This is a genomic window from Corynebacterium sp. CTNIH16 (assembly GCF_032821655.1).
Classification (GTDB): Bacteria; Actinomycetota; Actinomycetes; order Mycobacteriales; family Mycobacteriaceae; genus Corynebacterium; species Corynebacterium marquesiae.
Genome location: NZ_JAVBIG010000009.1, coordinates 78768 through 104536, shown reverse-complemented (window position 1 = coordinate 104536; position 25769 = coordinate 78768). Strand labels below are relative to the sequence as shown.

Here is a 25769-nt window from a genome sequence, read left to right as displayed (position 1 = left end):
ACACCGAGGATTTCCCGTCGGGGGCTAGATATATGCTTCCGGAGCATATACTTTCCGGAAACCTACAGGTCAATCCGTGAAAATCCGCGATTCCGGACACACTTTTTGACCCTTAACCCTCTTTTCCGTAACAAAGGCAGGAGCGCCCTCGGCGGCCCACTTATCCACGTCGTAGCACGGGGCGGCTAGGCCCGAGGTTGTCTCGCCGATGGATTTAATGGCTACCCACTGGCCGCCCTCGTAGCGCGCCCAGGCAGTCCAGTCCGTGCTGTCTTTGCCAAAGTGGGCCCACTGGCCATCGCAGTTACTGACTCGGATATTGGTCATGGTGGGAGCTGCGGGCTGTAGCGCTTCTGGGGAGCAATCGCCGCGGCCGGTATCGGCGGGTGCGGCGGCTGGGGCTTCACTCTCTTCGTTGGCGGATTCCGCGGTGTTCTCGGTAAGACCTGCGGCCGCAGAGGTAGGCTCGGCCTCCGCGGTCTCGGTGGTGGTGTCTGGGGCTTCCGAGGTCGCGGGATCGCTCGTGGTTTCTTCGGACGAGGTCTCCGTGGCCGAGGAGCTTGCGGCGGTGGCGTCGGAGAACTCTGGTTCTGCGGCCGTATCGGCGTCGTTGGAGCAGGCAACAAGGCTGAAACACAGTGGCGCGATGGCCGCAGCGGCGAGGTAGCGGGAGGGGGCCAGGGAATAATTGTGGGACATGCCATATATCGTAGAGGAACGGTCATTGCGGGAGTGCTCGGCGCGCCTGCAACAGGGGAGTGACCTGCAAGGATAGGTTCATTATCATGACCTCACGCCTTGCTTCCCCAGACGCTGCGTCCCCCTCCCGGTGGCGCAGCGTCCTCTTGATCCTCCTGCTCGCCCTGCCGCTCATTATTGGCGCTGCGGTGGCGGGCCTTGCACAGTGGGAACCCGCCCATGCCTGGTCTAGCGCCGCGCAGCCGTTTGGTGCACCGCGGGAAAATTCTGCCTCCCCAGAAGTGAAGGAAGCCGCCGAGGCGGCCAGCCGCGCGCAAGCCCAGGCGAGCATGTTGAAGTCGGGTGCCACGCAGCTTGATGACGGCACGGGGGAGCTGAATAAGGGGGCGGATGAGCTCGGAGGGGGCGTCGACAAGCTGGCGACGGGCTCCCAAGAACTGGTAGCCGGCCTCAATCAGCTGCAGTCTGGAACCAATACGCTCGGTGGCGGTGCAACGGAGCTGGCCAATGGTGTCGGCGGTGCCGTGGACCAAGTGGTGGGCCTTGGTGCTGTCCAGGGGCAGATTCTGCAGGCCATCGATGGCACGATGCGCGACCTGGAGGGAAATAAATCTAAGGAAGCGAAGGAAATCCGCTCGCAGCTAAGCGATCTCCGCGCGCAGGTGAATAATTTCCGCTTGGATAATTCGGTGACCGACCAGCTTAAAAAGCTCAAGGACGGCTCGCGCGATCTATCCAATCAGTTGGCGGTCAACGGCTATGCCTATCACGATGGCGTGAACCAGGCCGTATCCGGTGCGCAGGAGCTTAATGAGGGCATCGCGGAGCTCAACAAACGCGTCGGTGAGGCGCAGGAGGGCGTGGACAAGCTTGACGAAGGTGCCAGCAGGCTTTCCACCATGGCAGCCCAAAACCAGACCAATGTGGGTGAAATTCAGCGTGCCCTGCCGCCGGCGCATACCGCGACCGACGGACCTGCACATCTGCTCAGCCCCATCGTGGCGATGTTAGTCTCCGCTTTGGTTCTGCTCGCAGGTGCCGCGGCCGGTGTGGCCTGGCAGGTGGGGCTCCGCCCATGGCTGACGGTCCTCGGCGGCACGCTGGCCGCGGTTGCCATCGGGGAAATCCTCCTTTTTGTGCTTGCCACCGGATTTACCCCTGTGGCGGCGGTTTGGGCCGGCGCGGCGCTCCTTCTGGGGGCGCTGTCTATAGCGGCCATCACCCGCGCTCTACTCGGGCTATGCGGTATTACCGCTGGGAGCATCCTCGCGGCGCTCTTTGTCATCGGCCAGACCGCGCTGGTGGGATGGCTGTGGAAATCTGCGGCAATTGCCGGTGTTTCTAAGGAATGGCAAGTTGTTTCTAATCTTTTGCCATTGAATTGGACTACCGCGGCCGTCACGGTGGCAGGTAACGAAGGCGAACAAGCCGTCTTGTGGGCCGGAATTGCGGTATTGCTGGCTGTCACTCTCGTTGGGTTAAGTGCAAAATGGTGGGCCTTGTCCACAGCAAAAACTAAAACTCTGCTTAATTAGGTCTGAAAAAGCAGACCTAACAATAAAAAACATTGGTGGAAACTGGGAATTTTGGCGTCCGTTACCGTTTGTATTGAGCGAGTGCTACAGTTGGTCTTGCTCACAAAGCCTACTTAGGGGGTAGGCGAACGGTTTCTCCAATCCGTTGTGAGTGATAGGGAATAGGGACGACGCGGCGCTGTAGGGGCACCGCGTCGTTTCCCATATGTGGGGTGCCTATCTGCAATGTTTGCGGAAAATCCGTGTAATTCCTTGAATGCTTTTGCTGGGGTGGAGGCTATTTCAAGCAGCGCGAACTGTTTTGTGGTGACGATTATCTATAGGTAATTCAATTTAAAGCGGTGTGGACTTTGGGGGGAGTAGTAGCGTTGTCGATAGTGGCGGTTTAATCTGAGTCACACTCGCCTGTTTTTATAGCGTAGGACAAGGTGAGTTGTCGACTTTTGAAGGAGCACTATGCAGACCCCGCTCGGGCTCACGGCCATGGGTCTCATCATCATTTTCGTGACGGTGGGAATTTTGATCCGCGGCCGAGTAAATCCCATCATCCCCATGACGCTGGTACCCGTGGTTGGTGCCTTTATATGTGGATTTGGTCTAGGTGAAATATCTGACTTTTTCAGCGAAGGCTTAAATTCTGTCATCAACGTCGTGGTGATGTTTATCTTCGCCATTATCTTCTTCGGCATTTTGCAAGACGTTGGCCTATTTACCCCAGTCATTCGCACGCTCATCAGGGCCACTCGGGGAAGGATTATGGCTGTAACGCTGGGCACTGCGGCGATTGGCGTAGTGGCGCACCTTGATGGATCGGGTTCTACTACCTTCCTTATCACCATCCCGGCCCTGTTGCCGCTTTACCGTGCGCTGAACATGTCGCGCTACGTGCTCATTACCATTGTGGCGATGGCCGCCTCGGTCATGAACATGGTTCCTTGGGGCGGCCCGCTGGGCCGCGCCGGTGCTGTGGTCGATCAGGAGCCCAATGCAATCTGGGTGCAACTCCTGCCTATTCAAGGCGTGGCGATTGTGCTGGTATTCCTTTTGGCTGCGTTTTTGGGGTGGCGGGAACAGCGCCGTGTTGCGGGGCTGCGCGAAAGCGGCGAATTTGCAGGCGGTACTGCAGTGGACGTTAACGCATTGGCCGATGAATTCGCTGCTACGCAGGTGCGTGAACAACATAAATTGGGCTACCACCTCCGCAAAGGGCGCTGGGTAACCGTGGTCAATATCGTCGTTGCCCTTGCAGTTCTGGTGGCCTTGCTCTCAGGCGTAGTCCCGCCCGCCCCAGCCTTTCTCATTGCCACGACCATCACTCTGGCTATTAACTTCAGCGGTCCCATGGAGCAGGGCGAGGCCCTGCGACGGCATGCGCCCAACGCCTTGGCCATGGCAGGCGTTATCCTTGCAGCCGCGATGTTCTTGGGTGTCCTCAATGAAACCAAAATGCTTGAGGAAATCGCACTGACACTAGTAAACGTTTTACCAGAGGGCGTCGCACCGCACCTTCATGTGATTGTGGGCTTCTTCGGTGTGCCGCTTGATTTGTTGACCTCGACGGATGCTTATTACTTCTCAGTACTTCCTATTGTTCAAGGAACTGTTGAAAGCTTTGGGGTCAGCGGCATGGGTGCGGCCTGCGCGCTCATTATCGGCAACGTGGTGGGCACCTTTGTCTCGCCTTTCTCTCCTGCATTGTGGCTGGCGCTAGGCCTTGCGGAAGGGCAGATGGGTAAATACCTCAAGCTGGCTTTTCCCATTGCGTGGATTTTCTCCGCTATCTTGGTTGCAGTGGCACTTTTTGCAGGAATGCTGGCATAACAACGAGAAAGGCCCGCAGCAAAGCTGCGGGCTGTTGGTCGGGATAACAGGATTTGAACCTGCGACCTCTTCGTCCCGAACGAAGCGCGCTACCAACCTGCGCCATATCCCGGCGTTCCGCCTTGAAAAGCGGTACCTGGATACTTTAACGCAAGCTGAGCATAATCAACAAAACGGCAGGTGGCTGGGTTTAGTCCACCTCGGTGATTTTCAGCAGCGTGGCGGAAGGGCGGCAGAAGATACGCACTGGGGCGAATTTGGAGGTGCCCAGGCCATTGGAGACATGCATCTTCATCGGGCCGAAGTCGTGGAGGCCCTGCACGCGCTCGCGGTCGATGCCGCAATTGGTCACCAGCGCACGGGAGCCGGGCAGGCAGATCTGGCCGCCGTGAGTGTGGCCGGATAGGGAAAGTTGGTAGCCATCGGCTGCGAACTTTTCCAGCACGCGGGGCTCGGGGGCGTGGAGGAGTGCCAGGGACAAGTCGGCGTCCTCGTTGGGCGGGCCGGCGATTTCGGAGTAGTCATCTAGATCGTGGTGTGGATCGTCCACGCCGGCGGCGGCAAGGCGGACATTGCCTACCTTGAATTCATGCCGTGCCTGGTTGGCATCGCGCCAACCGTGCTCCATAAATGCGGCGCGCATACCTCGCCACGGCAAATCCACGTAGGAAGGTTCGCGCTTTTTGCCCAGCAGGTACTTGAAGGGATTGACCGGCTGCGGTGCCCAGTAGTCATTGGTGCCGAAGACGAAGAGGCCGGGGCGGGCCAGCAACGGGCCGAGAGCGCGCAGTGTATCGGGAACGGCCTGTTGATCGGAGAGATTATCGCCGGTGTTGACCACGAGGTCCGGCTCCAGGGCATCGAGGGCAGAAACCCAGGCAATCTTGGTCTCCTGGCCGGGGATCATATGCAGATCTGACAGATGCAGCAGCCGAAATTCCGGCTTGCCGCGCAGCGTGCCCTTGGGCAGGAGGGGGAGCGTATATTCCTTGAGCTCGAATTTGGTCAGTTCGCTATAGCCCCATGCCGCGGCGCCCAGGCCGGCAGCGGTGAGGCCGCCAAGAATACGTAAAAGTTTCACGGCTACCACACTACCTGGCGTACATTGATAGGCATGAGCGAGCTAAAGCAAACCATCCGTGCAGATCTGAAAACCGCAATGAAGGCGAAAGAGAAGCAGCGCACCAGCGCCATCCGCGCCTTGCTGGCTGCCATCCAGGCCGAGGAGACCAATGGCTCCCGGCATGAGCTGGAGGACGCCGATATCCTCAAGGTGATTGCGCGCGAGATTAAAAAGCGCCGCGAGTCCGCCGAGGTCTATGAGGACAACGGCCGTCCGGAGCTGGCGGAAGCCGAGCTTGCCGAGGTCCCCTTTTTCGAGGCCTACCAACCCCGCCAGCTGGACGAGTCCGAGCTTAAGGCCCTAGTGAAGGAATCTATCGCGGAGGTTGAGGCCGAAAACGGCGAAGCACCCACCATGAAGCAGATGGGTGCAGTAATGAAGGTGGCCAATGCCAAGGCCGCCGGCCAGGCGGATGGCAAGCGCCTGTCCGCCGAGGTCAAGTCCCAGCTGAGCTAAAGCGGGCCAGACCGCAACGGGCGAGGCTTAGCGGCCGAGCAGACTGCGGACGTCGTTGGCAAAGTTATCGATGTCCTCTTGGCGGATGCCAAAGTCTTCCGGCGAGAACCCGCCGCCGGTACCGGTACCGCCACCGCCGTTGCCCGTTCCGCCGCCTGTGCCGCCAGTCGAGCGGCCAGGGCTCGTAGCACCGTCGGCATTATCGCCGCCGGTGCTATTTTGCGCGCCGGTGGAGTCAGCGTTGGCCACGCCGGAGGAGGGGGATTGGGAGGCCCCGGCGCCGTCGGAAAGCTGCAGCGTAATCTCCGCACCCTTCTTCTTGCCGTCCTTGCCGGTAATCGCGCGAACCACGCGGCCATAAGGAACATTGCCGCCGATGACCCGGGAGGTCTTGACCACGTAGCCCTTGGACTCCAAGGTCTGGCGGGCCTCGGCCTCGGACTTGCCGCGCAGGCTATCAAGGGTCTTATCGGCCGTGGTGCCGTTGTCGTACTTCTTGTTGTAATTCGGCAGTCCGGCCTTGGTGGCTATCGGCAGCTGCGTAGCCATGCTGAAGAAGGTCTGCGCCGGCTCCAAGCCGCCGTAGAGGTTGCCCCAACCCGCGCACTGGCGCACCGGCCCGGTACACAGCGGGACGGTGGAGGTGCCATCGTTATAGATATACGGCGCGGCGGAAATGCCCTTGTTGAATCCTAAGAATGCGGAGGACTGGTTGGACTCGGTGGTACCGGTCTTGGCCGCGATCGGGCTGGAGTAACCTGCCGCCTGGGCGGCATTCTTGGCCGTGCCTTGCTTGGCGTCCTCGGACAAGGCATTGCTCATCGCGCGGGCTACGTCCTTATCAACGGCCTGCTCACACGGGGTTTCCTTGAGGTAGACCTCGTTGCCTTCCTTATCCGTGACCTGGGAGATGGGGTTGGGCTCGCACCACCTGCCATCTGCGGCCAGCGTGGCGCCGACATTGGAAAGCTCTAGCGGGTTGACCTGGTCCGGGCCCAAGGTGAAGGAGCCGGAGTTGGCGTCCTTGGTGTGCTGGGCAATCGAGGTGTCCTTATCAAAGCTGCCCTTGTCGTCGTAGGAGCGCAGTCCCAAACGCACCGCCATATCGACGATGGGTGCCACGCCTACTTGCTCCGTGAGCTTGATAAACGGCGTATTGGGGGAGTGTGCCAGCGCTTCCTGCAGCGTCATCGTGGCCTTATAGGCACCAGCGTTTTCCACGCAGTAGCGGTCCGCCGGGCAGCCGGCGGCGCCACCATGGCCTAGGCCCTCCGCCTCGTAGCGGGTCGGCACATCCACGGTGTTTTTGATGCCATAGCCCGCTTCGAGCGCGGCCGCGGCGGTAAAGACCTTAAAGACGGAACCTGCACCGTTGCCCACCAAGGAGTAGGGCTGTGGCAGGATGGTCTCATTTTTATCTAGGTCCAGGCCGTAATCGCGCGAGGAGACCATGGCCAGCACCTTGCGGTCCGACCTGTCGGGCTTGATGACGTTCATGACTTCAGCCACGCCCTGGGCATCCGGATTGGTGTGGCTTTGTACGGACTCGAGGGCCTTGTCCTGCACCGTTGGGTCCAGCGTGGTTTTGATGGTGTAGCCACCGCGCGCCAGCTGCTCCTCGCTAATGCCCTTCTTATCCAGGTATTTCAGCACATAATCACAGAAGAAACCACGGTCACCGGCGCCGATGCAGCCATTGGCTAGCGTTTTGGGCTTCTTTCCGACGCCCAGCTTCTCCCCCTTATACTTATCCGCTTCCTGCTGCTTGATATGGCCGTTATCCGCCATGGATTGCAGAACCAGGTTGCGCCGGTCGGTTACTTCCTCAGCGTTGGTATAGGGATTGAGGCGCTCAGAGGATTGGACCATACCGGCCAACATCGCTGCCTGCGGCACCGTGAGTTCAGAAGCGTGCGTGCCGAAGTAAGTGCGGGCCGCCGCTTCGACGCCATAGGCATGGTTACCAAAAGACACCAGGTTGAGATAGTTGGTGAGGATGTCATCCTTATCCAATTCCGCATCCATCTTGGTGGCCATGCGCATTTCGCGCAGCTTGCGGGCCACGGATTGCTCGGTGGCCGCGGCGCGTTCTTCATCGGTGGTGGCAGAGACCAGCAATAGGTAGTTCTTGACGTACTGCTGATCGATGGTGGAGGCGCCCTGGGAGACGCCGCCCGAGGTTAAGTTGGTCCACAGCGCGCGGAAATTGCCCTGGAAGTCCACGCCCTCGTGATCATAAAAGCGCTCGTCCTCAATGGAGACGATGGCGTTTTTCATGGCTTTAGAAATCTTCTTGCTCTCCACCGGGTGGCGGCGCTGGCTGAAGATGTAGGCCATGTCCTTGCCCTTGGCGTCTTTGATCGTGGTGACGCCTGGGATATTGCCGGCAGTCAGATCTTGCAGGTCAGATTGCATGGTTTCGTTAGTGCGGGCAATCGCCACGCCGGAAATGCCCGCGAAGGGGGCAAGAGCCAGGGCGATGAGCGCGCCTACCAAGACCGTAGACAGGGCTATCTTGGCCAAAGATTTGATGACAGTCACGCCCCATACACTACGTGGTCGCCCTTGGTGGGTGGAAGATCACTCGCACCCCCTAAAGTGTGACGTGTTAGACAATCTCCTACCTGGGTGAATAGGCTTAGATGCGTTACATAGTATTCCGTCTGGGAAGGAGCACACTCACCCATGACCGTTCGTGTGAAGACTGCTGGAATGTCTAATACAGCCCGAAATCCCGAGCGTGGTGAGTGGGTCACCCAGGCCAAATGCCGCAAGGGCGACCCGGATGCTCTATTCGTTCGCGGTGCTGAACAGCGCAAGGCGGCCGTCATTTGCCGCCACTGCCCGGTGCTGACCGAATGCCGCGCCGACGCCCTGGATAATCGCGTCGAGTTCGGTGTTTGGGGCGGGCTGACCGAGCGCCAGCGTCGTGCCCTGCTGCGCAAGAACCCCCACATCACGGATTGGGCTCACTACTTGGCCCAAGGCGGCGAGCTCGTCGGGATTTAAGAATTTAGACGGCGTGGGGCGTATTTAATAGTTAGAATGGGCCCCATGACTAAATGGGAATATGCAACCGCACCTGTCCTCACCCACGCCACCAAGCAGATCCTCGATTCTTGGGGTGAAGATGGCTGGGAACTGGTCACCGTCACCCCGGGTCCTAACCCGGAAAACGTCGTGGCCTACTTCAAGCGCGAGGTGGCAGAGTAAATGGGCTTTCATGCTCGCTTGCGGGAGCTGGGGTATGAGCTTCCGGGCGTCGCCAAGCCGCTAGCGTCCTATGTGCCGGCCGTGCGCGTGGGTGATCAGGTCTGGACCTCTGGTCAGCTTCCCCTCGTGGAAGGCGCCTTGCCGCTGACTGGCAAGGTTGGCGCCGAAGTCACCACGGAACAAGCCCAGGAACAGGCACGCATCGCGGCGCTGAATGCGCTCGCCGCTATCGATGCCGAAGTTGGCTTGGACAATGTCTCCCGCGTGGTAAAAATCGTGGGGTTTGTGGCCTCCGATCCGGTCTATGCAGACCAGCCGGTAGTTATCAATGGTGCCTCCGATTTCATCGGTGAGGTCTTCGGGGATGCTGGAAAGCATGCTCGCTCCGCCGTGGGCGTAGCTGCGTTGCCTAAAAACGCCCCGGTAGAGATCGAACTAATCGTAGAAATTGCTGCTTGATCGGATAGGCTAGTAACTATGGAGCACCCCGCATATAGTCAATTGCGTCCCGTCAGCCAATCCGTTGGCGTAGTCCTTTGTGATAACCCCAGCTACACCGCCCTGGAGGGTACGAATACGTGGATTATTCGCGCCGTTGAAGACTCTCGGGCGATCGTCGTGGATCCGGGTCCTGAGGATGAAGGCCATCTCAACGTTGTGCACCGCAACGCAGGTGAGGTGGCTTTGATTTTGGTTACCCACCGCCATGATGACCACGCTTCGGGCGCACAACGCTTGCGGCAGATGACCGGCGCCCCCATCCGCGCCTTCGATCCGAGCTATTGCAATGGTGCTGAGGCTCTCCAGGATGGTGAGCACATCTCCCTCGATGGCATTACCCCAAGTCTCGAGGTCGTGCACTCCCCAGGTCATACCGCGGATTCCACCTGCTTCTTTGTGTGGAGCGGGGAGGTGGGAAATTCCCGCCTCGAGGGCATTGTCTCTGGTGACACCATCGCCGGCCGCCACACCGTTCTCCTTTCGGAGACGGACGGTAACTTAGCCGATTACCTGCACACCCTCGACACCTTGGAAGAGCGCGGTAAGGATATTGCGCTGTTTCCAGGACACGGTCCGGACTTGGATGACACCTCTCAGGTGGCCCGCAAGTACATTGACCGCCGCCACTACCGTCTTGACCAGATTAAAGAGATCCGCTCCCGCCTAGGCGATGATGTGGATTTGAATACCCTGGTCAACGAGATGTATGACGATGTGGACCCGGTGCTGCGCCACGCTGCGGAGCAGTCCACGCGCACCGCGCTGAAGTACTTGGACGGCGAGGCTAAATAAGCCTATCTTCATTCGCCCCTCTTCCTCTTTGGTGGGAAGAGGGGCTTAATTGTGCTGTGGGCCTGAGGCAGGAGGCGCGCAGGGTCAACGTACGGCCGCGGTACGGCCCCCAAGCGATGCAGTGTGGAGCCTACCGTGGCCACAAGTGCGGTGCGGAACTGGTTAAAGGGGGCAAAACCAACGAGACCCCGCCGAAGCGGGGTAGCGGGCTGGCGCGGTCTTAGCGAGCGCGGCGGGCGAGGTGCTCGGTGTCGACGATGAGCACGGACTTGCCCTCGAGGCGGATCCAACCGCGGTGCGCGAAGGTGGCCAGCGCCTTGTTGACGGTCTCACGGGAAGCGCCCACCAGCTGGGCAATCTCTTCCTGGGTGAGGTCATGGTTCACGCGCAGGGCGCTGCCTTCCTGAACACCGAAGCGGTTAGCCAGCTGCAGCAAGGTCTTTGCCACGCGGCCCGGAACGTCTGTAAAGATGAGGTCAGCCAGGTTGGCGTTGGTGCGGCGCAGGCGGCGAGCCAGCACGCGCAGCAGCTGCTGGGCGATTTCGGGGTGGTCACCAACCCACTTCTTGAGCAGCTCGGAGTTCATGGTGGCGGCCTGAACCTCGGTCACGCAGACTGCGGAGGAGGTGCGCGGGCCCGGATCGAAGATGGACAGCTCGCCAAACATATCGGATGGGCCCATGACCGTCAGCAGGTTTTCGCGGCCATCCGGGGCGTGGCGGGCGAGCTTAATCTTGCCCGAGGTGATGATGTACAAGCGATCACCAGGCTCGCCTTCGTCGAAGATGGTGGTTCCGCGCGGGTAGCGCACGGTCTCCATCTGCTCGATTAGGTGCTGCACTGCAACGGGATCAACGCCTTGGAAGATTCCGGCGCGGGAGAGGATGTCCTGTACGCCTTCCACGTTTTACTCCTTGGATGTCGACTACGAAAGTCCATAGATGAGCCTGCGCCACATCTGGGTGCGGTCTTTCATGCACTCGACAATGCGGAACAAGCGGGGTCACTGTGTAACGCGTTTCATCTTACAGTGTAATTGGTCACTTTTGGTACTTCAGTGAAATTTTGTCACACTATAGAAACTCTACTCGTGCTAGTGCACGGTTCAGGCCAGCAGTTTTGCGGCCTAGTCAGCAAAAACGACTGCCTCGAGCTTTTCCATCAGGAGGGCGAAAAGGGCGATGGCAAGTGGTACCAGAATGACGAGTGAAATCATGTTTTCCTAGTCTACTAAGCTAAACCCCATGAATTCAGCACTGTCAGCGGCCAGCGCGCCGGAGCTGCGCGCACCGGAGGTAAATCGGCGTTTGGCGCAGGAGTATCCGGATGCACGGTGTGCCTTGGATTATGAATCCCCGCTGCAGCTGCTCATTGCCACCGTTCTTTCCGCGCAATGCACGGATGAGCGGGTGAATTCGGTGACTCCTGAACTCTTTGCCCGCTACCCAGAGGCGGCGGATTATGCGGCCGCGCAGCGCTCGGATTTGGAGAGCATACTGCGGCCGTTGGGCTTTCAGCGCGCTAAGGCGGGGCACCTTTTGGGCATTGGGGAGAAGCTGGTGGCAGATTTTCAAGGCGAGGTCCCGCGCACGGTCAAGGAACTGACCAGCCTGCCCGGTGTTGGTCGCAAGACCGCGCTGGTGGTGCTCGGAAACGCCTTCGGGATCCCCGGACTGACCGTGGATACGCACTTCGGGCGCCTCATGCAGCGGCTTGGGCTGACGGGGGAGTCGACGCCGGTCAAGATTGAGCGGGACATCGCTAAGCTCGTGCCGGAAGAAGAGTGGACGATGTTTTCACACCGTGTCATCTTCCACGGGCGCCAGGTATGTCATGCGCGCACGCCGGAGTGCGATGCATGCGTTCTGTGGGATATGTGTCCAGCTGCTCGTGGGCGCTAGGCTAACGGTATGAAGAACTACGTCCTTGGCACGGTGATTGCCGCGATCCTCATTGCCGTTATCGCGGTCGTGGGGGTCTCGCAGTTGCGGGGTGGGGACGGATCCGAGGAGGCGTCGCCAAGCGAGGCTTCCCAGCAAGAAGTCCCGCAGCGCCCGGACTGCCCGGCCGGCACCGTGGCAGGAGTAAGGCTGGAGTGCCTAGGCGGTGCGGCCGCCGGAAAGCCCGCCGATGAAGGCGTCAGCGTGGTCAATGTGTGGGCGTGGTGGTGCGAGCCGTGCCGCGCGGAACTTCCCTACCTGCAGGATGTGGCAGACGCGCATCCGGACTGGCAGGTCGTGGGTGTGCACGCGGATAAGAACGCAGGAAATGGCGCGGCCTTTTTGAATGACTTGGGCGTGGAACTGCCCAGCTTCCAGGATTCGGATAATAGGTTTGCCGGTGAGCTGGGCCTGCCGGGCGTGGTGCCGGTGACGGTGGTTCTCAAGAACGGTGAGGTGCGCAAGCAATTTGCGCAGCCGTTTAGCTCCGCAGCGGAGATTGAAAAGGCCGTGGAGGAGGCGATTGCGGCATGAGTCAACTCCTTCCCGAGCGCACGCCAGAATGGCTCCAGCCGGCGCTAGGCGTAGACCCCAGCCAGGTGCAAGAGCTCATTGGCAACCGCCAGGCTTCGTCCCTTAACGGCACCAATGCGCAGGTGCCGGTCAAGCGGGAGGCGGCCGTGCTTATGCTGCTGAGCGGTGAGAGTGCGGAGGAGGCCAGCATTTTGCTCACGCATCGCTCGCCGTCCATGCGCTCGCACTCGGGCCAGATAGCCTTTCCCGGCGGCCGCCGGGATCCCGCCGATATCTCCCTGGTGGATACCGCGCTGCGGGAAGCCTGGGAGGAAACGGACCTGCAGCGCAATTCCGTGACCCCGCTGGAGCAGTGGGAGCAGCTGCACATCCGCGCCACCGGCAATCCGGTGAGCCCCATTTTGGCGCATTGGGCCCAGCCGGGGGAGGTCTATCCCGCCAGCCCCGATGAAACCGATGACGTGTTTCTCGTGCCTATCCGGGAGTTGGTCGATCCGCGCAACCGCTTCATGGTGGGCTTTAGAAAGTGGCAAGGACCAGCATTTCACGCCAATGGCTACGTCATTTGGGGCTTTACCGCCGGCGTGCTCTCGGCACTATTGCAGCACGCCGGGTGGAGCGTTCCATGGGATAACAATTCAGTCATGGACCTGCGTGACTCCCTCACAAACTCCCGCAATAATGAGAAGATGTCCTAACCGCTGGTACCGCGGTATGTATACGTCTTAAACCCCAGATAGAAAGAACCCATAGCCATGACTCCTGCGCTCATCGTTGACGGCCTGATTGTGGTCGCCGTCCTCATAGCGCTCCTGAGTGGGTGGCGCAATGGCGCCCTCGCGGCGGTATTGGCCTCCATTGGTGTGGGCGCGGGGGTAGTGCTAGGCATTGCCGTGGCTCCGGCCGCTTTGCGCTTGGTGGATCAGCCATCGTTGCGCTTGCTGCTATTGGTGGGAGTCTTGGTGCTTTTTGTGGGCATCGGCCAGCTCATCGGATCCTCGTTGGGCGGCAGCGTGCGCGATCGCATGAAGGCGCGCAAGACGCAGCGCCTCGATTCCGCCGTGGGCGCGGTTTTTCAAGCCTTTGCCGCCTTGGTGGTTATATGGCTCATTTCTATCCCCGTGGCCACCAACCTAGGCGGTGCAGCTGGTGAGGGCCTGCGCGATTCTCGCATCTTGGGCAACCTGAATTCGGCCGCGCCAGCGCAGGTAGCGGCGCTGCCCAATGGCGTGGCGGCGATGCTCAATGAATCCGGCCTGCCGCCGCTAGTCTCGCCGTGGCAAAACTCGATGAGCACCGAGGAAGTAGAAGAGCCGGATCCGGACGTACAGGATCCAGAGCTGGTGCGGCGCATGCGGCCGTCCATCATTCACGTGCTTGGCGACGCCGAAGAGTGCTCCCGCCGCCTCATGGGCTCCGGCTTCGTGGCGGCCGAGGACTACGTGATCACCAATGCCCACGTAGTAGCCGGCACACAGACCGTGCGCCTTGATACAAAGCTGGGGCTTAAGGACGCGACCGTGGTCTACTACAACCCGGATGTGGATGTGGCGGTGCTGCACTCGCGCGACCTAGGTATCGATCCGCTGCCGTGGGCCCAGACCCCAGCTCAAACGGGCGATGATGCCATGGTCATGGGCTTCCCGCACTCCGGGCCTTTCGACGCCGAGATGGCCCGCGTGCGCGATCGCATCACCATTTCCGGCCCGGATATCTATTCGCATGGGAATGTAGAGCGCGATTCCTACACCGTGCGCGGCAAGATTCAACAAGGAAATTCCGGCGGGCCGCTAGTCAACACGGCCGGCGAGGTTCTCGGCGTGGTCTTCGGTGCCTCGGTGGATGATTCCGAGACGGGCTATGCCTTAACCGCTGATGAGGTCAATGCCCAGATCGGGGACATCACGCAGCTTACCCACCCGGTAGATACCGGCGAGTGCGTGGCGCACTAGCTGTGTTCTTGTAGCCACGCCGCCAGCGTGGCAACGAAATCCGCTGGTACTTCCAGGTGCGGAAGGTTCTTCGCGCCGGGGACGGTCGTGGCGGTAAATCCGCGGCGGGCGCGCAGGGCGGCGCGGCGGACCACGGGGTTCCACAGTCGCTGCTGGGCGTGGATGAAAAGTACGGGACGCTCTACTACCAGTTCTACCCAGTTCAAGGGGACCACGGCGGTGCGCATGCGGTGGTTCCACAAGATTCCGCGGCGGACGCTGCCGATGCGGGAGGCGCGCAGGCGGAGATCGAGGATGCGGTCTAGGGGGGCGTCGGCAAGCGAAGGCCCCGTATCCAGATCCAGCTCCTTGCGGTAGGCGCGCGGGCTAAGCAGTAGGTTGTGGGCGCGGGTGACGCGCGGCAGGCGGCATAGCAGTGAGCGCAGGTTAATCCACCCAAAATCCCACGGCCGGGCGGCAATCGCGCGGCGCAGATCCACCGGGTGGGCGGCGGAAATGGAAGCCAAGCCGCGCACCCGCTCGGGGCGCTCCGCGGCCAAGCACCAGGCCACCGCGCCGCCGGTATCCGCGCCTACTACAAAGGCGTCGTCGTGACCCAAGGCTTGGATAAGACCGCTGATATCGCCCACCAAGGTACGGATATCCTGTCCCGGATCAATGGGTGGCTTATCGGACATACCAAAGCCCCGCATGTCCACGGCCGCGACATGGAATCCGCGCTGCGCAAGCGGCGCAATGACTTCTTGATAGTCGAACCACCCACCAAAGGCGCCGTGGATAAGCACCACGAGTGGCTGCGTGCTATCGCCCGCCGTGGCGATGTGCAGGCGGATGCCGCGGGTGTGGACGAACTCATGCGCATAAGGTCCATCCAGCTCCACCGTTGAGGGAGGCAGGGGTGCGAAGGCCATGGTGCCGCCTTTCTATAGTTGGGGCAGAAACGGTAGAGAAAAGGGGAGGAAGTACACAAAATCCGCCCCAGGCTAGCTAGGGCGGATAGAGGGGTGCACGTACGCGTGGCGCCTGCCGGTTTAGGTGTAGAGGCCGTGGGTGTTCTTACGGTCCAGGGACTTCTGTGCCTTGCCCGGAACCAGGTTCTTGAGCTCCTTGGTGGAGTCAATGGTCTTCTGCGGGGCCTTGACCTGCTTGACATTCTTCAGGCCAACGAAGGCCAGGATGCCAGCGAGGACGATCATGATCAGGAAGACGATCAGGAACGCTGCCCAGCGGTCCAGCCAGACGGCGAGAAGCTCGGCCAGGAAGAAGAAAAAGAAGAAGGAGCTATACAGTGCGATGGTGCCTGCGCCGCCGAAGAGGCCTGCACCGATGCCGCCCTTCTTAGCGGACTCTGCCAGCTCGGTTTTGGCTAGCTCCACCTCGGAGCGCACGAGCTGGGACATCTGCTCGGTAGCGTTGGAGACCAGCTGGCCTACCGAGGTCTCGGACGAGGACGTATCCACGTCACTCAAAGGGATCGAGTTCACCTTCGGTGCAAATTGATCAGTACCGTCGGTAAAAAGTCCGTCGTTGCTCACGATTAATTCTCCTCGCGTTTATCTAAACCTTGTAATGTCCCCAATAATAATGGAATCACTATTATCCCATGGTGCCACGCATACTTAGGGACTTCCACGGCTATCCTAATGGATATGTCAGAAAATGACGCGTTATCCCCGCTGTTTCGCCTGCCGGGGGTGAAAGAAAGTGCAGAAAAGGCCGCCGCTGCCATCGCCCGCGCACACCGCCGACCTGCAGGATTGCGCAAGTTTGAGGTTATCTCTGCGGAGTCCCTCATGCGCGGCGCCCGAGCCAGCGTGGCGCTGGACGGCCACGCCATCCCCCCACATCCGGGACCGGAAGATATGAAAGAAGGGCCGCTGGCCAGCGCTGTCAGCGTCTATTCCGTGGCCGCCCCGGAACTCTTAGATGCAACGGTGCGCTCCTTTGCCCGAGCACCGCTGCAGGTACTGGCGCGCATCGACGTCGCGGCCGGCGGTACCGGCATTCCGGCCGGCGAGAGTGCGCGCTTGCAAAGGCTGGGCCGGCTCATCGCGCAGGGTGGCGGTCCCGCCTTCGATCTCTTGCTGCCGAGTGTGGTCCATGCCGAGATTGCCGCCGGCGAGTTCTTTGGCCCGCGCAGTGGCCTCGTCGCCCGCGTTGCCTCCCGCCTCGCCGCGGTGCATACGGGCTTTGACCCGCGCGGTTTCGCCGTGCCCGAGGTCTACTATACCCGCCGCCGTGCCGACTATGCCGCCGCGGTGGGCAATTATCGCACCGCGCTTGCCGACGCCCTCTTAACCCACCTCGCCGCCTGGACCGCCGGTGGCAAAGAAGCCGACGCGATTGCCCGCGCGGCCTAAGAGGCGCGCCGTGAGCCCCGCTTGGACGGGCCAGGGCGGCCCGGATGCTGTGTTAGCCACAGTCCGGCGCCAATAACTGCTGCTGTACCTGCTAGCACGGAGGCGCCGATTCCAATTTCCTTGGCAGTCGGAGCAGCAAGGAGCGGCACCGGGTCCTTAAAGGAGCGGATATTCCACTCGTGGGCGAGGGCATGGCGCTTTAGTTGCTTGTCTGGGTTGACGGCGACGGGGTGGCCTACCTTTTCCAGCATCGGGATATCCGTAGCGGAATCCGAGTAGGCGTAGCTGGCATTAAGGTCGAGGTTTTCTGCCGCTGCGGTCTGCTCTAGGGCCGCCGCTTTATTGGGGCCCTTGCAATAGAAGAGCACCTCCCCGGTAAAACGGCCGTTTTCCTCTGCCAATTCGGTGGCGATGACGTGCTCGACGCCGAGTTCCTCTGCGATGATGTCCACCAGCACGGCCGCGGAGGCAGAGACGATGACCACGTGGTGGCCAGCAGCGCGGTGGGCGCAGATGAGTTCGCGGGCCTCGGCATAAATGGAGGGCGTGACCACGTGGTGCATGGTCTCGCGGGCGATGGCGCGCACCTCGTCCACGGACCAGCCCGTAACCATTGCGGTGAGCTGGTCGCGGGTGGAATCCATGCCTTCGCTGGTCAGGCCGGAGAACATATAGCTGGCCTTAGCAAGTGATAGCTGCAGTGCTTCGGCCGGCGAGATGAGCCCGTTGTGGAGGAATTCGCGGCCAAACGCATAGGCCGAGGAGGTGGCGATGATGGTCTTATCCAGATCGAAAAACGCCGCGGTGCGTGCGGGGTCGCCGCCGGCGCGGGTGGTGGCGGTGCGGCGGGGATGACGGGGCTCGCGGGAAGTAGTCATGATGTGCTGCCGAGTGTAGCTGCCCTAAGCGCATGATGATGTAGAAGTGGCTGACGTTAACGGTGATTTATATGCCACTGATGTGGGATTAGGAACCCGCGTGGGGGTGGTACTGAGTGAACATGCATTCGGTGCAGGTCAGCGTCATGACCGTGGAAATCTCCTGTTAGCTGTTGTGATTGGGTGGCGAACATGTCATAATAATCCGTGCAAGGCCCCGATATACCGTGCGGCCTGCCCCGGCTCACCCCCCGAGGCCGGGTTACTGACGGCCCGCGCGCACACCCCCCCCGATGCGCGGGCCGTCACCTATATCTACCGCCGTGCGGAGCGGGTTATCCACAGATTTTTGGTTGAAACGGCAACCAAACTAGGTCCACATGGTGACTTCTGGCGAGTTATCAACAGCACTGCCGCCAAAGCCTCGCTGCGGTTGCGCGAATGCTTCAGGCTATGAGGCATGAACGCACTACACCCTGATTCCGCCGTCATCGTCGTCGCCATTGGTGACGAAGCGCTGCGCGCCGAGGCCGTTCACGCCGCGGCTGCGACCAGCCACGATGTGCTGACCGTAACCGATCCCCGCGATATCCCACGCAGCCTGCCCGGCGCCTATGCGGTGCTGGTTGATTCCTTGATGGCCCGCGTGGTGGCAGCAGCGCGGCGCACCCACACCGCGCCTGCGCCGGTGCTTTTCTTGGCCGCGGACCCCGGACCGATTGATTACGAGGCGGCGCTCGCCTGCCACGCAGAGAGCGCCTTTATCATCCCCGCCCAGGTTAAGGAGCTGCTGGCGAGCATTGCCGCGGCGGGCGCGCCGCAGGAAGCGCGGCTGGGCAGTGCGACCATCGCTGTGCTTGGCGCGAGCGGTGGGGTGGGCGCTTCTACCTTTGCGGCCGCGTTGGCCCGCACCCAGAGCGCAGTCGACGGTCGCGCCCTGCTTGTTGACGCCCACCCATGCTCCGGCGGCCTCGACCTCTTGCTCGGCGTAGAAGCGGAACCGGGGGCGCGCTGGCCGGAGCTTACCGTGGGCGATGGCAGCATCGATGCCGCTGATCTCTACCGCGCGCTGCCATCCACGCCTGATGGGGTAGCGGTGCTCTCCGCCGCGCGCAGCACCGTCGCGGATCCCTTTCGCCTAGAAAAGGATCTGCTCGCGCGGGTGGTAGGTGCGGCCCATGCGGGCGAGGGAGTATGCGTGGTGGATTGCACCCCGGAGACCATCCCAGATGCCTGTACCCACGTGGTTATCGTGGTGGCCGCGGAGGTGCGCTCGGCCGCGTCGGCCGCGCAGCTTCTGGTGCGTCTCGATGCCGCGCGGCGCAGGTGCGTGGTGGTGCTGCGGCAACGCCAGTGGGCGTCGTTAAGCGCGGCGGAAGTAGAACGCATCGTCCACAGCACGGTGCTGGCAGAATTGCCAACGCTCCGGGGTCTCACCCGCACGGTAGAAATCGGCGGCTTACCGCAGCGCCTCCCCGCACCCTTGCGTAAGGCCGCCCGCGCGGTCCTCGAGGAGGTCGGTGCATGAGCGAGCATAAAGCAGCACAAGAAACGCTGGAAAAGATGCAGCGCATCATTGCCGCTGAGCCTAACTTGGTACAGGATGCTGCAGCCCTGGCCCGGCGCATTCGCGCAGAAGCCGGCGTGATTAGTGACGTTGCAGTGCTTGATTTGCTGCGCCGCCTGCGCCAAGACGCCACCGGGATGGGGCCTCTCGATGCGGTGCTGGGGCGCGAGGGCGTCACAGACGTCGTAGTCAACGGGCCAGACGCGGTATTCATGGACCGCGGCGAAGGCCTCGAGCGCACCGATATCACCTTCCGCGATGATGCCGAGGTCCGCCAGCTGGCCAGCCGGCTTGCGGCAGCTTCAGGCACGCGCCTCGATGATGCGCAGCCCTTTGCCGATGGCCGCGTCACTCGCCCCGATGGTGTCGTGTTGCGCGTCCACGCACTGCTGAGCCCACCCGCAGTGGCCGGGACTTGCCTGAGCCTGCGCGTATTGCGCCAAGCGCAGACAACCCTGCCCCAGCTTGTAGACAATGGCACGCTGCCAGAAGACATCGCGGCACTGCTGCGCGCCGTGGTAGACAAGCGGCTTTCCTTCCTAGTCATCGGCGGCACTGGTTCCGGCAAAACCACCCTGCTCTCCGCGCTTTTGGGAACCGTCTCCGAGCGTGAACGCATCCTCGTTATCGAGGACACCGCCGAGCTCTCCCCACATCACCCGCACTGCGTCAGTGTGGTCTCGCGCCGGGCCAACGCGGAGGGGAGCGGCGAGGTCACGATGTCACAACTGCTGCGCCAAGCGCTGCGCATGCGGCCGGACCGCATCGTGGTGGGCGAAATCCGCGGCCGCGAGGTGGTGGATCTCCTCGCCGCGCTCAACACCGGCCACGATGGCGGCGCCGGCACGCTGCACGCCAATTCTCTCTTTGAAGTACCAGCCCGCATGGAGGCTCTCGCCGCCCTCGGCGGCTTGGACCGCGCGGCGCTGCACTCGCAGTTGGCGGCGGCTGTGCACATGGTGCTGACCATGGAGCGCACCCCGCAGGGCCGCCGCCTCGCCCATATCGGCCTGCTCGAGGGAAACCCAGTGACCCCGCGCATCATCTGGAGCGCCGAAGATGGCCCGGCAGAAGGCTTCGCGGAATTCTCCGCGCAGCTGCTGGGAGAGCATGCCGGGGAGGTCAGCCATGCTTAGCTACCTCATCCTTGCTGCTGCGCTGCTAATACCCGCGCCCTCGAGTGCCGGTCGCTTGGCCTCCGCCCCGCGCCGGGCACAGACCAGCTCCGTGGTGATCCTAGGCGCAGTCTTTTGCGGCAGCCTGGTCTTCTACTCGGTGGGACGCATTAGCATTGCCATCGCTGCCGCCATTATCGCGTGGTGCGTGTCCTGGTACGTCAAAGACTTAGTGGCTGCGCGGGCAGAGCGGCGCGGCCGCGAGGGGCTGGCCGCTTACCTGGGCGTGGTCACCGCGGACCTGCGTGCGGGGGCGACCCTGGCTGGCGCGCTCGCCCGCGGCGTGGAGTCCCTTCCAGCCACTACCCCGTGCGAGGTATCCGCAGCACTAGAATCCACGGCCACCCTCGCCGCGCGCGGTGCGCCGCCGCACATGGCGCTGATAGATGCGCAAGGCGGCAAGGCCCTGCCAGAGCTTCACCGCTTAGGCCACCTATTAGAGCTTTCCACCTACCACGGCATTGCGGTGGCCAGCTTGCTCGACCAAGCGCAAAGCCGCCTCGACGCTTCCCGACGCCACCAGCAATCCACCTCCGCTAGTCTGCAAGGCCCCCAAGCAACCGCCACGGTGCTCGCGTGTCTGCCCATAGCCGGCATCGCCATGGGAGGGGCCATGGGCGCCAACTCGCTCGGCTTCCTTTTAGGCGGCGGATTAGGCGGCATTCTCCTTGTGGTGGGCGTGGCGCTGGCCTGCGGCGGGTTCGCCTGGTCGCGCGTCATTATCCGGAAGGCGGCCGCATGATCCCGCTCATCTTTATCGCCCTCGCCACCCTCGTTGGCCTGCCGCCGCACACCGCCCGCTTGGCACCTGCCAGCGCAACCAAGACCACCGCCAAGACCCCGCGCGATGGCCCGACCGAGCGCGGGGGACTGATAAGCAAGCTCAAGCCCGCCGCACCGCTGGATCCACTGGTAGTAGCTGGCGACGTCGAACTTTTCGCAGCGTGCCTGGCCGCAGGGCTCTCCGTGCACGGCGCCACCACCGCGGTGGCCCGCACCGCGGATGCCCAGACTAAGGAGCTGTGGGGAGCCGTCGCCGCGCTACTCGGGGTGGGGGTTCCCGCGCAGTCCGCGTGGGGCCACATGAAGGGCCATGCGGGGCTGGAGGACTTAGCGCAGCTTGTCATCATGTCGGGCCAATCCGGCGCCACAATCGCGGCCGGATGCCACCGAATCTGTACTTCTTTGCGCGCGGAAGCATCCGCCCACGCCACAGCACAGGCGGAGCGCGCAGGAGTATTTATCGCCCTCCCGCTGGCGGTGTGCTTCCTGCCAGCATTCATCGTTCTAGGCCTTGCGCCCGTAGTAATCAGCCTGGGCGCGCAACTTCTCTAAACATCATCAGAAAGGACAAGTAACATGCACGCACTTCAGAAGTATTCCCAGCTCATCCGCAATGACGAGGGGATGAGCACCATTGAATACTCAATTGTCAAACTTTTATACCCTAGAAGATGCGAGACTGCTCAGGCTGTGCGAACATACAGGTGCCACAATCCCCCCTGTGGAAGTGGTGTCGGTTGGAGATTGGCGGGGAGCTCCCGGTGCTCACTGCCCCCACCGAGGCCCACATAGCTTACGGTCGGAATCGTTGGGTTAACTATAATTAAGAGGAATCCCTATAGGGGGATTCCCTAGAAGCATATACATGCCTTGTATCCAATAATTCTTATGGAAGGCACCCAAGGGTGAGTGGATTGCTTGAAACCTTAGGGCACCTAACCACTCTGGTAGCTGATTCAACGGTTGATAGCATCGGGCTATGCAAACAGCACTTACCGCAGTAATAGCCTTATTGTCATTATCCCTTGTTTCTTGCTTCCTTGATAAAGAAACCTTCGAGCACAACTTTCAAGGAAAAGGGCTAAGGGGAGTAATGACGGCATACATGGCCTTAGCTGTGCTGCTATTGGTCTTGGCCCTAATCGCGCTTCCTAACACTGCACAGACCGAGAGTTTCAGCGACGCTGGGGCAGGGACTCAGGTCGTTTACGGTTGCTCTGTCATTAATGCAGTTGGTGGCTTCCTTCTTCAGGCCATTTCTCGGTATCAAATAATGAAAAAGCCGGAATAAGAAAACCTGTGCAAAGAGGATTAGATAGACTGGAGAACTGGGTAACTAGACGCTCCACACCAAAATCGTAACCAGGGCTCCCTACGGCTACCTTCCAGGCCCTCTAAAACGCATTCTAAGGGTCTCAAAATGCTTCCCCGGGCAATTAGTCCAGGAAAATATCAAAACACCTTAGAAGGCAATACAGCGAATCGACAAAACTAAACACGCAGGTCATAACGGGTGGAAAATCCGCCTAAATCAGCCCGAGGAGCCCGCATCCCCAACAGGCCTATTAGGCCCGTAGGGCATGGAAACAGCTTATTCTTCTCGAGGAGCTATCCACTGCACCCCAGCCGGGGCAGAACCAAGGTCTGTACGGAACACCGCTCGGAACCAATCTGCTAAGGAGACCTCGGCAATCTCACCAGCTTCGCAAATAAACCCGTGGTCTGTGTTGCCAGCAACGAGGTAGCAATAGGTCTTAGTCTCCTCAGCCCACTCACTGAATGGCACTTCCACCGGGTACGTATGAGCCCGAATCTGAGTAGCAACATCGGCAGGAGACACACCCCGCTGTGAACCCTTGCGGATAGTCATCGGTTCCCCCACCTCGTTTGAGCTGCCTTCTTAGCCTGCCGTCGCCTTTGCTCTGCCCTTGCTGCGGTCTCCTCATCGGATTCTGGAAGACCTAGGGACTTGAGTAGTTTATCCAGAAGGCTCGTTTGAGCTCGAGCCTCTGCAACCAATGGATTGATAACCGCTTGGCCCATCGAACCTTTGGCTGTGAGAGACTGAGTAGCCGCCTCAGCCTCCAACGCTGCTATGGTGTCCGCAGTACGAGCAGCACGCTCAAGAATAGCCAGCTTTCCAGGCTCCTCCGAGAAGTCGAACGTGGCTGTGATACTCTCAACCAGCCTAGCCCCGGCAGGGCCAAAATCAGCATCCAAATTAATCACTTCCTAAAAAATCCATAAATAAAACAGCATGCAAAAGCGTAGGCGCAATACCGTCCGGTCTTCCTTTTGGGGGCGAGGGTATACCCGGTGGGGTTCCCCATGATGGGGTACCGCCAACTAACAGGACATATTGCCTGCTCAGAGGGCATTTTAGGGAGCCTTAACACTCAGGCTCCCCAACGGCCCTTAGGGGCTTAGAGCTTTAAGTTACGGCGTAGGGTTAGCCAAGCCTCGTTACTCATATTCTGGCGCTCTGCCTCTAATTTTTCTGCCTCAGAACGCGCCTGTGCAGGCGTAGCCACGCGTAGCTCTGCACCCTCACGCAGGGCGCGTAGGAGTGGTGGTAGGAGGGCATCATACCCCTTCTCCCCAGTGTGCTCCTCCTCAAGGAACAGACAGGTAAGCCCAGCCACAGACTCAGGGGCACAGACCAGGAACCACTTACCCCAGTTACCCAGGCTCTGCCCAGGAAGGTCTAGCAAGTCGTGCAACCAGCCTGCCGTCCAGCTGATAACCCCAGCTGCTTCTCGGGCGGTATGATATGCCTCCCTCTGCGATTCCGAGAAGGCTAGGACATCCTCAGCGGTGAACTTAGAGGAAGGCAACTGCTCTACAGCCTCTGCATAAGCTTCAGCAGCAGGGTTAAAGATTGCCTCAACCTGCTTCACATAATTATCAAGGTTGTTATTTACTTCAGCCTTTAACTGACGTTCAATAGTGGATTGTGCCAGGTTGATAGCTTGGCGACGATGGTCGCCGTTATACAGGGCGAACCGGGTGTGTTCATCAATCGCTGCTTCAAGAGTCTCGGCACTAAGGAAACCATCATTGCTCGGGGCGGGTGCATGCACCGCTTCCTCGAGCTTAGCTTGGGCTTCTAGCAGGTCTTTGACCTTTTTCGGGTGCTTCAGATTCCAATTCGAGACATTAAGCATAATCATAAACTCCTTCTAATTCTTAATAAACAGCCTTCAAAACAGCGTCCAAAAGCGGGTCTGGGCGCTTTGCTTTACCGGGATAGCCCCGGCCTTGTGACGGGTCTACAGCTTTCTTGACAGGCTCTGATTTCGTGGCTCCGTTGGAACCATCTGGAGCATCATTGTTAACCCCAGCCAAAGCTTCTCGTAACACGGTGGCGGGTGTTTGACGACGCTCGAGCGCGCCATTGGCCTTCTCAATGACTTTCTCCCCGTTCAATGGGATATAACTCATAACTATTCATTCCTTCCGTAAAACATCGATTGCCGATCCTCGGGCGTGGTTGGGTAAAATAAAAGCCCGCCATACTCTGAGGCGGGGCGGGCTAAATCACCAGGACAAAACGGAAGCCTCGAGGGCGGCGGGTCTTCCAACCTAGGGGTGTATGGATTATTCGAAATCCGCTTCTTCACTCTTCTTCTCCTCTTCGTGCAGGGCTAATAACGCTAAAAGACGGAATGGCAACACCCGACGGTTAAATTTTCGCTTATTCTCCAGCTGAGTACAGGGAGCTAAATTCCAAGCCACATGCCCCGGGGTATCAGGTGCGCTTAGCGGAATGATGTGGTCTAGCCCGTAATTGTCTGGACTTAAGGGCTGGCCAGAGTACGCAGAAACCCAAGGGTCCAAGCCCACAGAGCCCCAGTACTCGTAAACATCCTTCGCCCTGAACTCCTCAACGGGCGCTCCTAGCTTCTCAGCCCTACGGCGACCATCGACGATACGTCCAGGGAGCGGATTAAGCTCCCTGTATAGCTTGCATTGTGCTGCAATCTGCTCGGTATGCTCAGCCTTATATTTCCGCATACGAGCTAACTCGCGCTCGTGATTAGCGTAATGGTACGAATGCTGACAGTCCCTGCATTGACTACGATAACCAGCGCCTTTGCGGTTGTAATCAGCTAGCGGCTTAACAGTTTTGCAGTAATAGCAGTACTTTAAGCCCTCTGAATCCAGCTCTTCCCTAAGCGCTTTAGATAACTTCTTGTGCTTTGGATTAGATAAGTACTCTCTAATCCGAGCTTCTAGGCCGTTCACTCTTTTCGAATCCTTCCCTTATCAGCGCGGCAACACGTACCGCGTCCATCTTCACAACAGCTTCTTTCGGCTCCCCTAGAGCCGCTGCTATATCCGCAATCCAGGTTCGAGCTTGCTTCTGCTTGCGTCGATAATTTTGGTTATGACGGGCCTGCTCTTCCCGGGTCTTCCCATTCGCATAACGTTTCATTTAAT

At 60.3% G+C, this 25769-nt stretch carries 28 protein-coding genes and 1 tRNA gene; 17 read left to right on the top strand and 12 right to left on the bottom strand.

Annotation, left to right across the window (positions count from 1 at the left end):
• Window positions 1-69: 69 nt before the first annotated feature.
• The gene (locus RAE04_RS09010; protein ID WP_317027150.1) at window positions 70-699 is read right to left on the bottom strand and encodes a hypothetical protein; all 630 of its coding nucleotides are present in this window, start codon (window positions 697-699) and stop codon (window positions 70-72) included.
• 86 nt (window positions 700-785) lie between these two features.
• Between RAE04_RS09010 and RAE04_RS09005 the strand changes: the two genes are divergently transcribed.
• Window positions 786-2234 carry a hypothetical protein gene (locus tag RAE04_RS09005; RefSeq protein ID WP_317027149.1) on the top strand — a complete coding sequence of 483 codons (1449 nt, stop codon included), beginning with the start codon at window positions 786-788 and terminating at the stop codon, window positions 2232-2234.
• Window positions 2235-2690: 456 nt separating this feature from the next.
• The gene (locus tag RAE04_RS09000; protein WP_317027148.1) at window positions 2691-4055 is read left to right on the top strand and encodes a citrate:proton symporter; all 1365 of its coding nucleotides are present in this window, start codon (window positions 2691-2693) and stop codon (window positions 4053-4055) included.
• A 35-nt stretch (window positions 4056-4090) separates the two neighbouring features.
• On the opposite strand, the gene RAE04_RS08995 is transcribed toward RAE04_RS09000, so the two are convergent.
• Both RAE04_RS08995 and RAE04_RS08990 read right to left on the bottom strand, forming a co-directional pair.
• Window positions 4091-4167 (bottom strand) — tRNA-Pro (locus RAE04_RS08995).
• 78 nt (window positions 4168-4245) lie between these two features.
• Window positions 4246-5136 (bottom strand): metallophosphoesterase, encoded by an 891-nt coding sequence (locus RAE04_RS08990; RefSeq protein WP_317027147.1) that lies wholly within the window; start codon window positions 5134-5136, stop codon window positions 4246-4248.
• 33 nt (window positions 5137-5169) lie between these two features.
• Between RAE04_RS08990 and RAE04_RS08985 the strand changes: the two genes are divergently transcribed.
• On the top strand, window positions 5170-5634 hold the full coding sequence (locus RAE04_RS08985; protein WP_317027146.1) for a GatB/YqeY domain-containing protein: 465 nt from the start codon (window positions 5170-5172) through the stop codon (window positions 5632-5634).
• Window positions 5635-5661: 27 nt separating this feature from the next.
• Here RAE04_RS08985 and RAE04_RS08980 read toward each other — a convergent pair whose 3' ends face one another.
• The gene (locus tag RAE04_RS08980) at window positions 5662-8175 is read right to left on the bottom strand and encodes a transglycosylase domain-containing protein (RefSeq protein WP_317027145.1); all 2514 of its coding nucleotides are present in this window, start codon (window positions 8173-8175) and stop codon (window positions 5662-5664) included.
• A gap of 144 nt (window positions 8176-8319) precedes the next feature.
• Between RAE04_RS08980 and RAE04_RS08975 the strand changes: the two genes are divergently transcribed.
• From RAE04_RS08975 to RAE04_RS08960, 4 genes are read left to right on the top strand one after another with little or no spacing between them, the layout of a single operon-like run.
• Complete coding sequence (locus RAE04_RS08975; protein ID WP_005323132.1) at window positions 8320-8643, top strand: WhiB family transcriptional regulator; 324 nt, start codon at window positions 8320-8322, stop codon at window positions 8641-8643.
• Between the two features lie 45 nt (window positions 8644-8688).
• Window positions 8689-8847 carry a DUF4177 domain-containing protein gene (locus tag RAE04_RS08970; RefSeq protein WP_005323131.1) on the top strand — a complete coding sequence of 53 codons (159 nt, stop codon included), beginning with the start codon at window positions 8689-8691 and terminating at the stop codon, window positions 8845-8847.
• Window positions 8848-9306: a RidA family protein gene (locus tag RAE04_RS08965; protein WP_317027144.1), complete on the top strand. Its 459-nt coding sequence runs from the start codon at window positions 8848-8850 to the stop codon at window positions 9304-9306.
• An 18-nt stretch (window positions 9307-9324) separates the two neighbouring features.
• Window positions 9325-10140 (top strand): MBL fold metallo-hydrolase, encoded by an 816-nt coding sequence (locus tag RAE04_RS08960; RefSeq protein ID WP_299137045.1) that lies wholly within the window; start codon window positions 9325-9327, stop codon window positions 10138-10140.
• A gap of 220 nt (window positions 10141-10360) precedes the next feature.
• On the opposite strand, the gene glxR is transcribed toward RAE04_RS08960, so the two are convergent.
• Complete coding sequence (glxR, locus tag RAE04_RS08955; RefSeq protein WP_005323128.1) at window positions 10361-11044, bottom strand: CRP-like cAMP-activated global transcriptional regulator GlxR; 684 nt, start codon at window positions 11042-11044, stop codon at window positions 10361-10363.
• A 340-nt stretch (window positions 11045-11384) separates the two neighbouring features.
• On the opposite strand from glxR, the gene nth reads away from it, so the two are divergent.
• The 4 genes from nth to RAE04_RS08935 are packed head-to-tail and all read left to right on the top strand — an operon-like array spanning window position 11385 to window position 14566.
• Window positions 11385-12041 carry an endonuclease III gene (nth, locus tag RAE04_RS08950; protein WP_317027143.1) on the top strand — a complete coding sequence of 219 codons (657 nt, stop codon included), beginning with the start codon at window positions 11385-11387 and terminating at the stop codon, window positions 12039-12041.
• A gap of 9 nt (window positions 12042-12050) precedes the next feature.
• Window positions 12051-12614, top strand: coding sequence for a TlpA disulfide reductase family protein (locus tag RAE04_RS08945; RefSeq protein WP_317027142.1), 564 nt, complete (start codon window positions 12051-12053; stop codon window positions 12612-12614).
• Window positions 12611-13312, top strand: a complete 702-nt coding sequence (locus tag RAE04_RS08940) for a CoA pyrophosphatase (RefSeq protein WP_317027141.1) — start codon at window positions 12611-12613, stop codon at window positions 13310-13312. The genes RAE04_RS08945 and RAE04_RS08940 overlap by 4 nt, the downstream gene beginning before the upstream one ends.
• A gap of 57 nt (window positions 13313-13369) precedes the next feature.
• Window positions 13370-14566 (top strand): MarP family serine protease, encoded by a 1197-nt coding sequence (locus RAE04_RS08935; RefSeq protein ID WP_317027140.1) that lies wholly within the window; start codon window positions 13370-13372, stop codon window positions 14564-14566.
• Here RAE04_RS08935 and RAE04_RS08930 read toward each other — a convergent pair.
• Together RAE04_RS08930 and RAE04_RS08925 are read right to left on the bottom strand one after the other, a co-directional pair.
• Window positions 14563-15477: an alpha/beta hydrolase gene (locus RAE04_RS08930; RefSeq protein ID WP_317027139.1), complete on the bottom strand. Its 915-nt coding sequence runs from the start codon at window positions 15475-15477 to the stop codon at window positions 14563-14565. The genes RAE04_RS08935 and RAE04_RS08930 overlap by 4 nt on opposite strands.
• 120 nt (window positions 15478-15597) lie before the next feature.
• A complete protein-coding gene (locus RAE04_RS08925) occupies window positions 15598-16101 on the bottom strand; it encodes a phage holin family protein (RefSeq protein ID WP_005323120.1) in 504 nt (167 codons plus the stop codon).
• A 108-nt stretch (window positions 16102-16209) separates the two neighbouring features.
• On the opposite strand from RAE04_RS08925, the gene RAE04_RS08920 reads away from it, so the two are divergent.
• Window positions 16210-16926 (top strand): oxidoreductase, encoded by a 717-nt coding sequence (locus RAE04_RS08920; protein WP_317027138.1) that lies wholly within the window; start codon window positions 16210-16212, stop codon window positions 16924-16926.
• Here the strand turns inward: RAE04_RS08920 and RAE04_RS08915 are convergent.
• Entirely contained in the window at window positions 16923-17804 is an 882-nt protein-coding gene (locus RAE04_RS08915; protein ID WP_317027137.1) for an HAD family hydrolase, read from the bottom strand. The two genes, RAE04_RS08920 and RAE04_RS08915, sit on opposite strands and share 4 nt — an antisense overlap.
• Before the next feature lie 460 nt (window positions 17805-18264).
• On the opposite strand from RAE04_RS08915, the gene ssd reads away from it, so the two are divergent.
• From ssd to RAE04_RS08890, 5 genes are all read left to right on the top strand, one after another.
• Window positions 18265-19332, top strand: a complete 1068-nt coding sequence (gene ssd / locus RAE04_RS08910; protein WP_317027136.1) for a septum site-determining protein Ssd — start codon at window positions 18265-18267, stop codon at window positions 19330-19332.
• Window positions 19329-20507 carry a TadA family conjugal transfer-associated ATPase gene (locus RAE04_RS08905; protein WP_317027135.1) on the top strand — a complete coding sequence of 393 codons (1179 nt, stop codon included), beginning with the start codon at window positions 19329-19331 and terminating at the stop codon, window positions 20505-20507. The genes ssd and RAE04_RS08905 overlap by 4 nt, the downstream gene beginning before the upstream one ends.
• Window positions 20500-21288 carry a type II secretion protein F gene (locus RAE04_RS08900; RefSeq protein WP_317027134.1) on the top strand — a complete coding sequence of 263 codons (789 nt, stop codon included), beginning with the start codon at window positions 20500-20502 and terminating at the stop codon, window positions 21286-21288. Before RAE04_RS08905 ends, RAE04_RS08900 begins: the two co-directional genes overlap by 8 nt.
• On the top strand, window positions 21285-21881 hold the full coding sequence (locus RAE04_RS08895) for a type II secretion system F family protein (RefSeq protein WP_317027133.1): 597 nt from the start codon (window positions 21285-21287) through the stop codon (window positions 21879-21881). The genes RAE04_RS08900 and RAE04_RS08895 overlap by 4 nt, the downstream gene beginning before the upstream one ends.
• 427 nt (window positions 21882-22308) lie before the next feature.
• Complete coding sequence (locus tag RAE04_RS08890; protein WP_317027132.1) at window positions 22309-22620, top strand: hypothetical protein; 312 nt, start codon at window positions 22309-22311, stop codon at window positions 22618-22620.
• 1132 nt (window positions 22621-23752) lie between these two features.
• On the opposite strand, the gene RAE04_RS08885 is transcribed toward RAE04_RS08890, so the two are convergent.
• The 4 genes from RAE04_RS08885 to RAE04_RS08870 all read right to left on the bottom strand — a co-directional run bounded on the left by RAE04_RS08885 (window position 23753) and on the right by RAE04_RS08870 (window position 25764).
• A complete protein-coding gene (locus RAE04_RS08885) occupies window positions 23753-24499 on the bottom strand; it encodes a hypothetical protein (RefSeq protein WP_317027131.1) in 747 nt (248 codons plus the stop codon).
• A 16-nt stretch (window positions 24500-24515) separates the two neighbouring features.
• Window positions 24516-24770, bottom strand: a complete 255-nt coding sequence (locus RAE04_RS08880; RefSeq protein WP_317027130.1) for a hypothetical protein — start codon at window positions 24768-24770, stop codon at window positions 24516-24518.
• Between the two features lie 156 nt (window positions 24771-24926).
• Window positions 24927-25574, bottom strand: a complete 648-nt coding sequence (locus RAE04_RS08875; protein ID WP_317027129.1) for a hypothetical protein — start codon at window positions 25572-25574, stop codon at window positions 24927-24929.
• A complete protein-coding gene (locus tag RAE04_RS08870; protein ID WP_317027128.1) occupies window positions 25549-25764 on the bottom strand; it encodes a hypothetical protein in 216 nt (71 codons plus the stop codon). Before RAE04_RS08870 ends, RAE04_RS08875 begins: the two co-directional genes overlap by 26 nt.
• Window positions 25765-25769 lie beyond the last annotated feature (5 nt).

What these genes read in the sequence shown, in the direction of transcription:
- RAE04_RS08890 (WP_317027132.1), top strand. Translation starts at nt 22,309, where the DNA reads ATGCAAACAGCACTTACCGCAGTAATAGCCTTATTGTCATTATCCCTT.
- RAE04_RS08940 (WP_317027141.1), top strand. Translation starts at nt 12,611, where the DNA reads ATGAGTCAACTCCTTCCCGAGCGCACGCCAGAATGGCTCCAGCCGGCG.
- RAE04_RS08930 (WP_317027139.1), bottom strand. Translation starts at nt 15,477, where the DNA reads ATGGCCTTCGCACCCCTGCCTCCCTCAACGGTGGAGCTGGATGGACCT.
- nth (WP_317027143.1), top strand. Translation starts at nt 11,385, where the DNA reads ATGAATTCAGCACTGTCAGCGGCCAGCGCGCCGGAGCTGCGCGCACCG.
- RAE04_RS09010 (WP_317027150.1), bottom strand. Translation starts at nt 699, where the DNA reads ATGTCCCACAATTATTCCCTGGCCCCCTCCCGCTACCTCGCCGCTGCG.
- RAE04_RS08905 (WP_317027135.1), top strand. Translation starts at nt 19,329, where the DNA reads ATGAGCGAGCATAAAGCAGCACAAGAAACGCTGGAAAAGATGCAGCGC.
- RAE04_RS09005 (WP_317027149.1), top strand. Translation starts at nt 786, where the DNA reads ATGACCTCACGCCTTGCTTCCCCAGACGCTGCGTCCCCCTCCCGGTGG.
- RAE04_RS08935 (WP_317027140.1), top strand. Translation starts at nt 13,370, where the DNA reads ATGACTCCTGCGCTCATCGTTGACGGCCTGATTGTGGTCGCCGTCCTC.
- RAE04_RS08900 (WP_317027134.1), top strand. Translation starts at nt 20,500, where the DNA reads ATGCTTAGCTACCTCATCCTTGCTGCTGCGCTGCTAATACCCGCGCCC.
- RAE04_RS08985 (WP_317027146.1), top strand. Translation starts at nt 5,170, where the DNA reads ATGAGCGAGCTAAAGCAAACCATCCGTGCAGATCTGAAAACCGCAATG.
- RAE04_RS08975 (WP_005323132.1), top strand. Translation starts at nt 8,320, where the DNA reads ATGACCGTTCGTGTGAAGACTGCTGGAATGTCTAATACAGCCCGAAAT.
- RAE04_RS08960 (WP_299137045.1), top strand. Translation starts at nt 9,325, where the DNA reads ATGGAGCACCCCGCATATAGTCAATTGCGTCCCGTCAGCCAATCCGTT.
- RAE04_RS09000 (WP_317027148.1), top strand. Translation starts at nt 2,691, where the DNA reads ATGCAGACCCCGCTCGGGCTCACGGCCATGGGTCTCATCATCATTTTC.
- RAE04_RS08915 (WP_317027137.1), bottom strand. Translation starts at nt 17,804, where the DNA reads ATGACTACTTCCCGCGAGCCCCGTCATCCCCGCCGCACCGCCACCACC.
- RAE04_RS08970 (WP_005323131.1), top strand. Translation starts at nt 8,689, where the DNA reads ATGACTAAATGGGAATATGCAACCGCACCTGTCCTCACCCACGCCACC.
- RAE04_RS08965 (WP_317027144.1), top strand. Translation starts at nt 8,848, where the DNA reads ATGGGCTTTCATGCTCGCTTGCGGGAGCTGGGGTATGAGCTTCCGGGC.
- RAE04_RS08945 (WP_317027142.1), top strand. Translation starts at nt 12,051, where the DNA reads ATGAAGAACTACGTCCTTGGCACGGTGATTGCCGCGATCCTCATTGCC.
- RAE04_RS08920 (WP_317027138.1), top strand. Translation starts at nt 16,210, where the DNA reads ATGGATATGTCAGAAAATGACGCGTTATCCCCGCTGTTTCGCCTGCCG.
- RAE04_RS08870 (WP_317027128.1), bottom strand. Translation starts at nt 25,764, where the DNA reads ATGAAACGTTATGCGAATGGGAAGACCCGGGAAGAGCAGGCCCGTCAT.
- RAE04_RS08895 (WP_317027133.1), top strand. Translation starts at nt 21,285, where the DNA reads ATGATCCCGCTCATCTTTATCGCCCTCGCCACCCTCGTTGGCCTGCCG.
- RAE04_RS08880 (WP_317027130.1), bottom strand. Translation starts at nt 24,770, where the DNA reads ATGAGTTATATCCCATTGAACGGGGAGAAAGTCATTGAGAAGGCCAAT.
- RAE04_RS08885 (WP_317027131.1), bottom strand. Translation starts at nt 24,499, where the DNA reads ATGATTATGCTTAATGTCTCGAATTGGAATCTGAAGCACCCGAAAAAG.
- ssd (WP_317027136.1), top strand. Translation starts at nt 18,265, where the DNA reads ATGAACGCACTACACCCTGATTCCGCCGTCATCGTCGTCGCCATTGGT.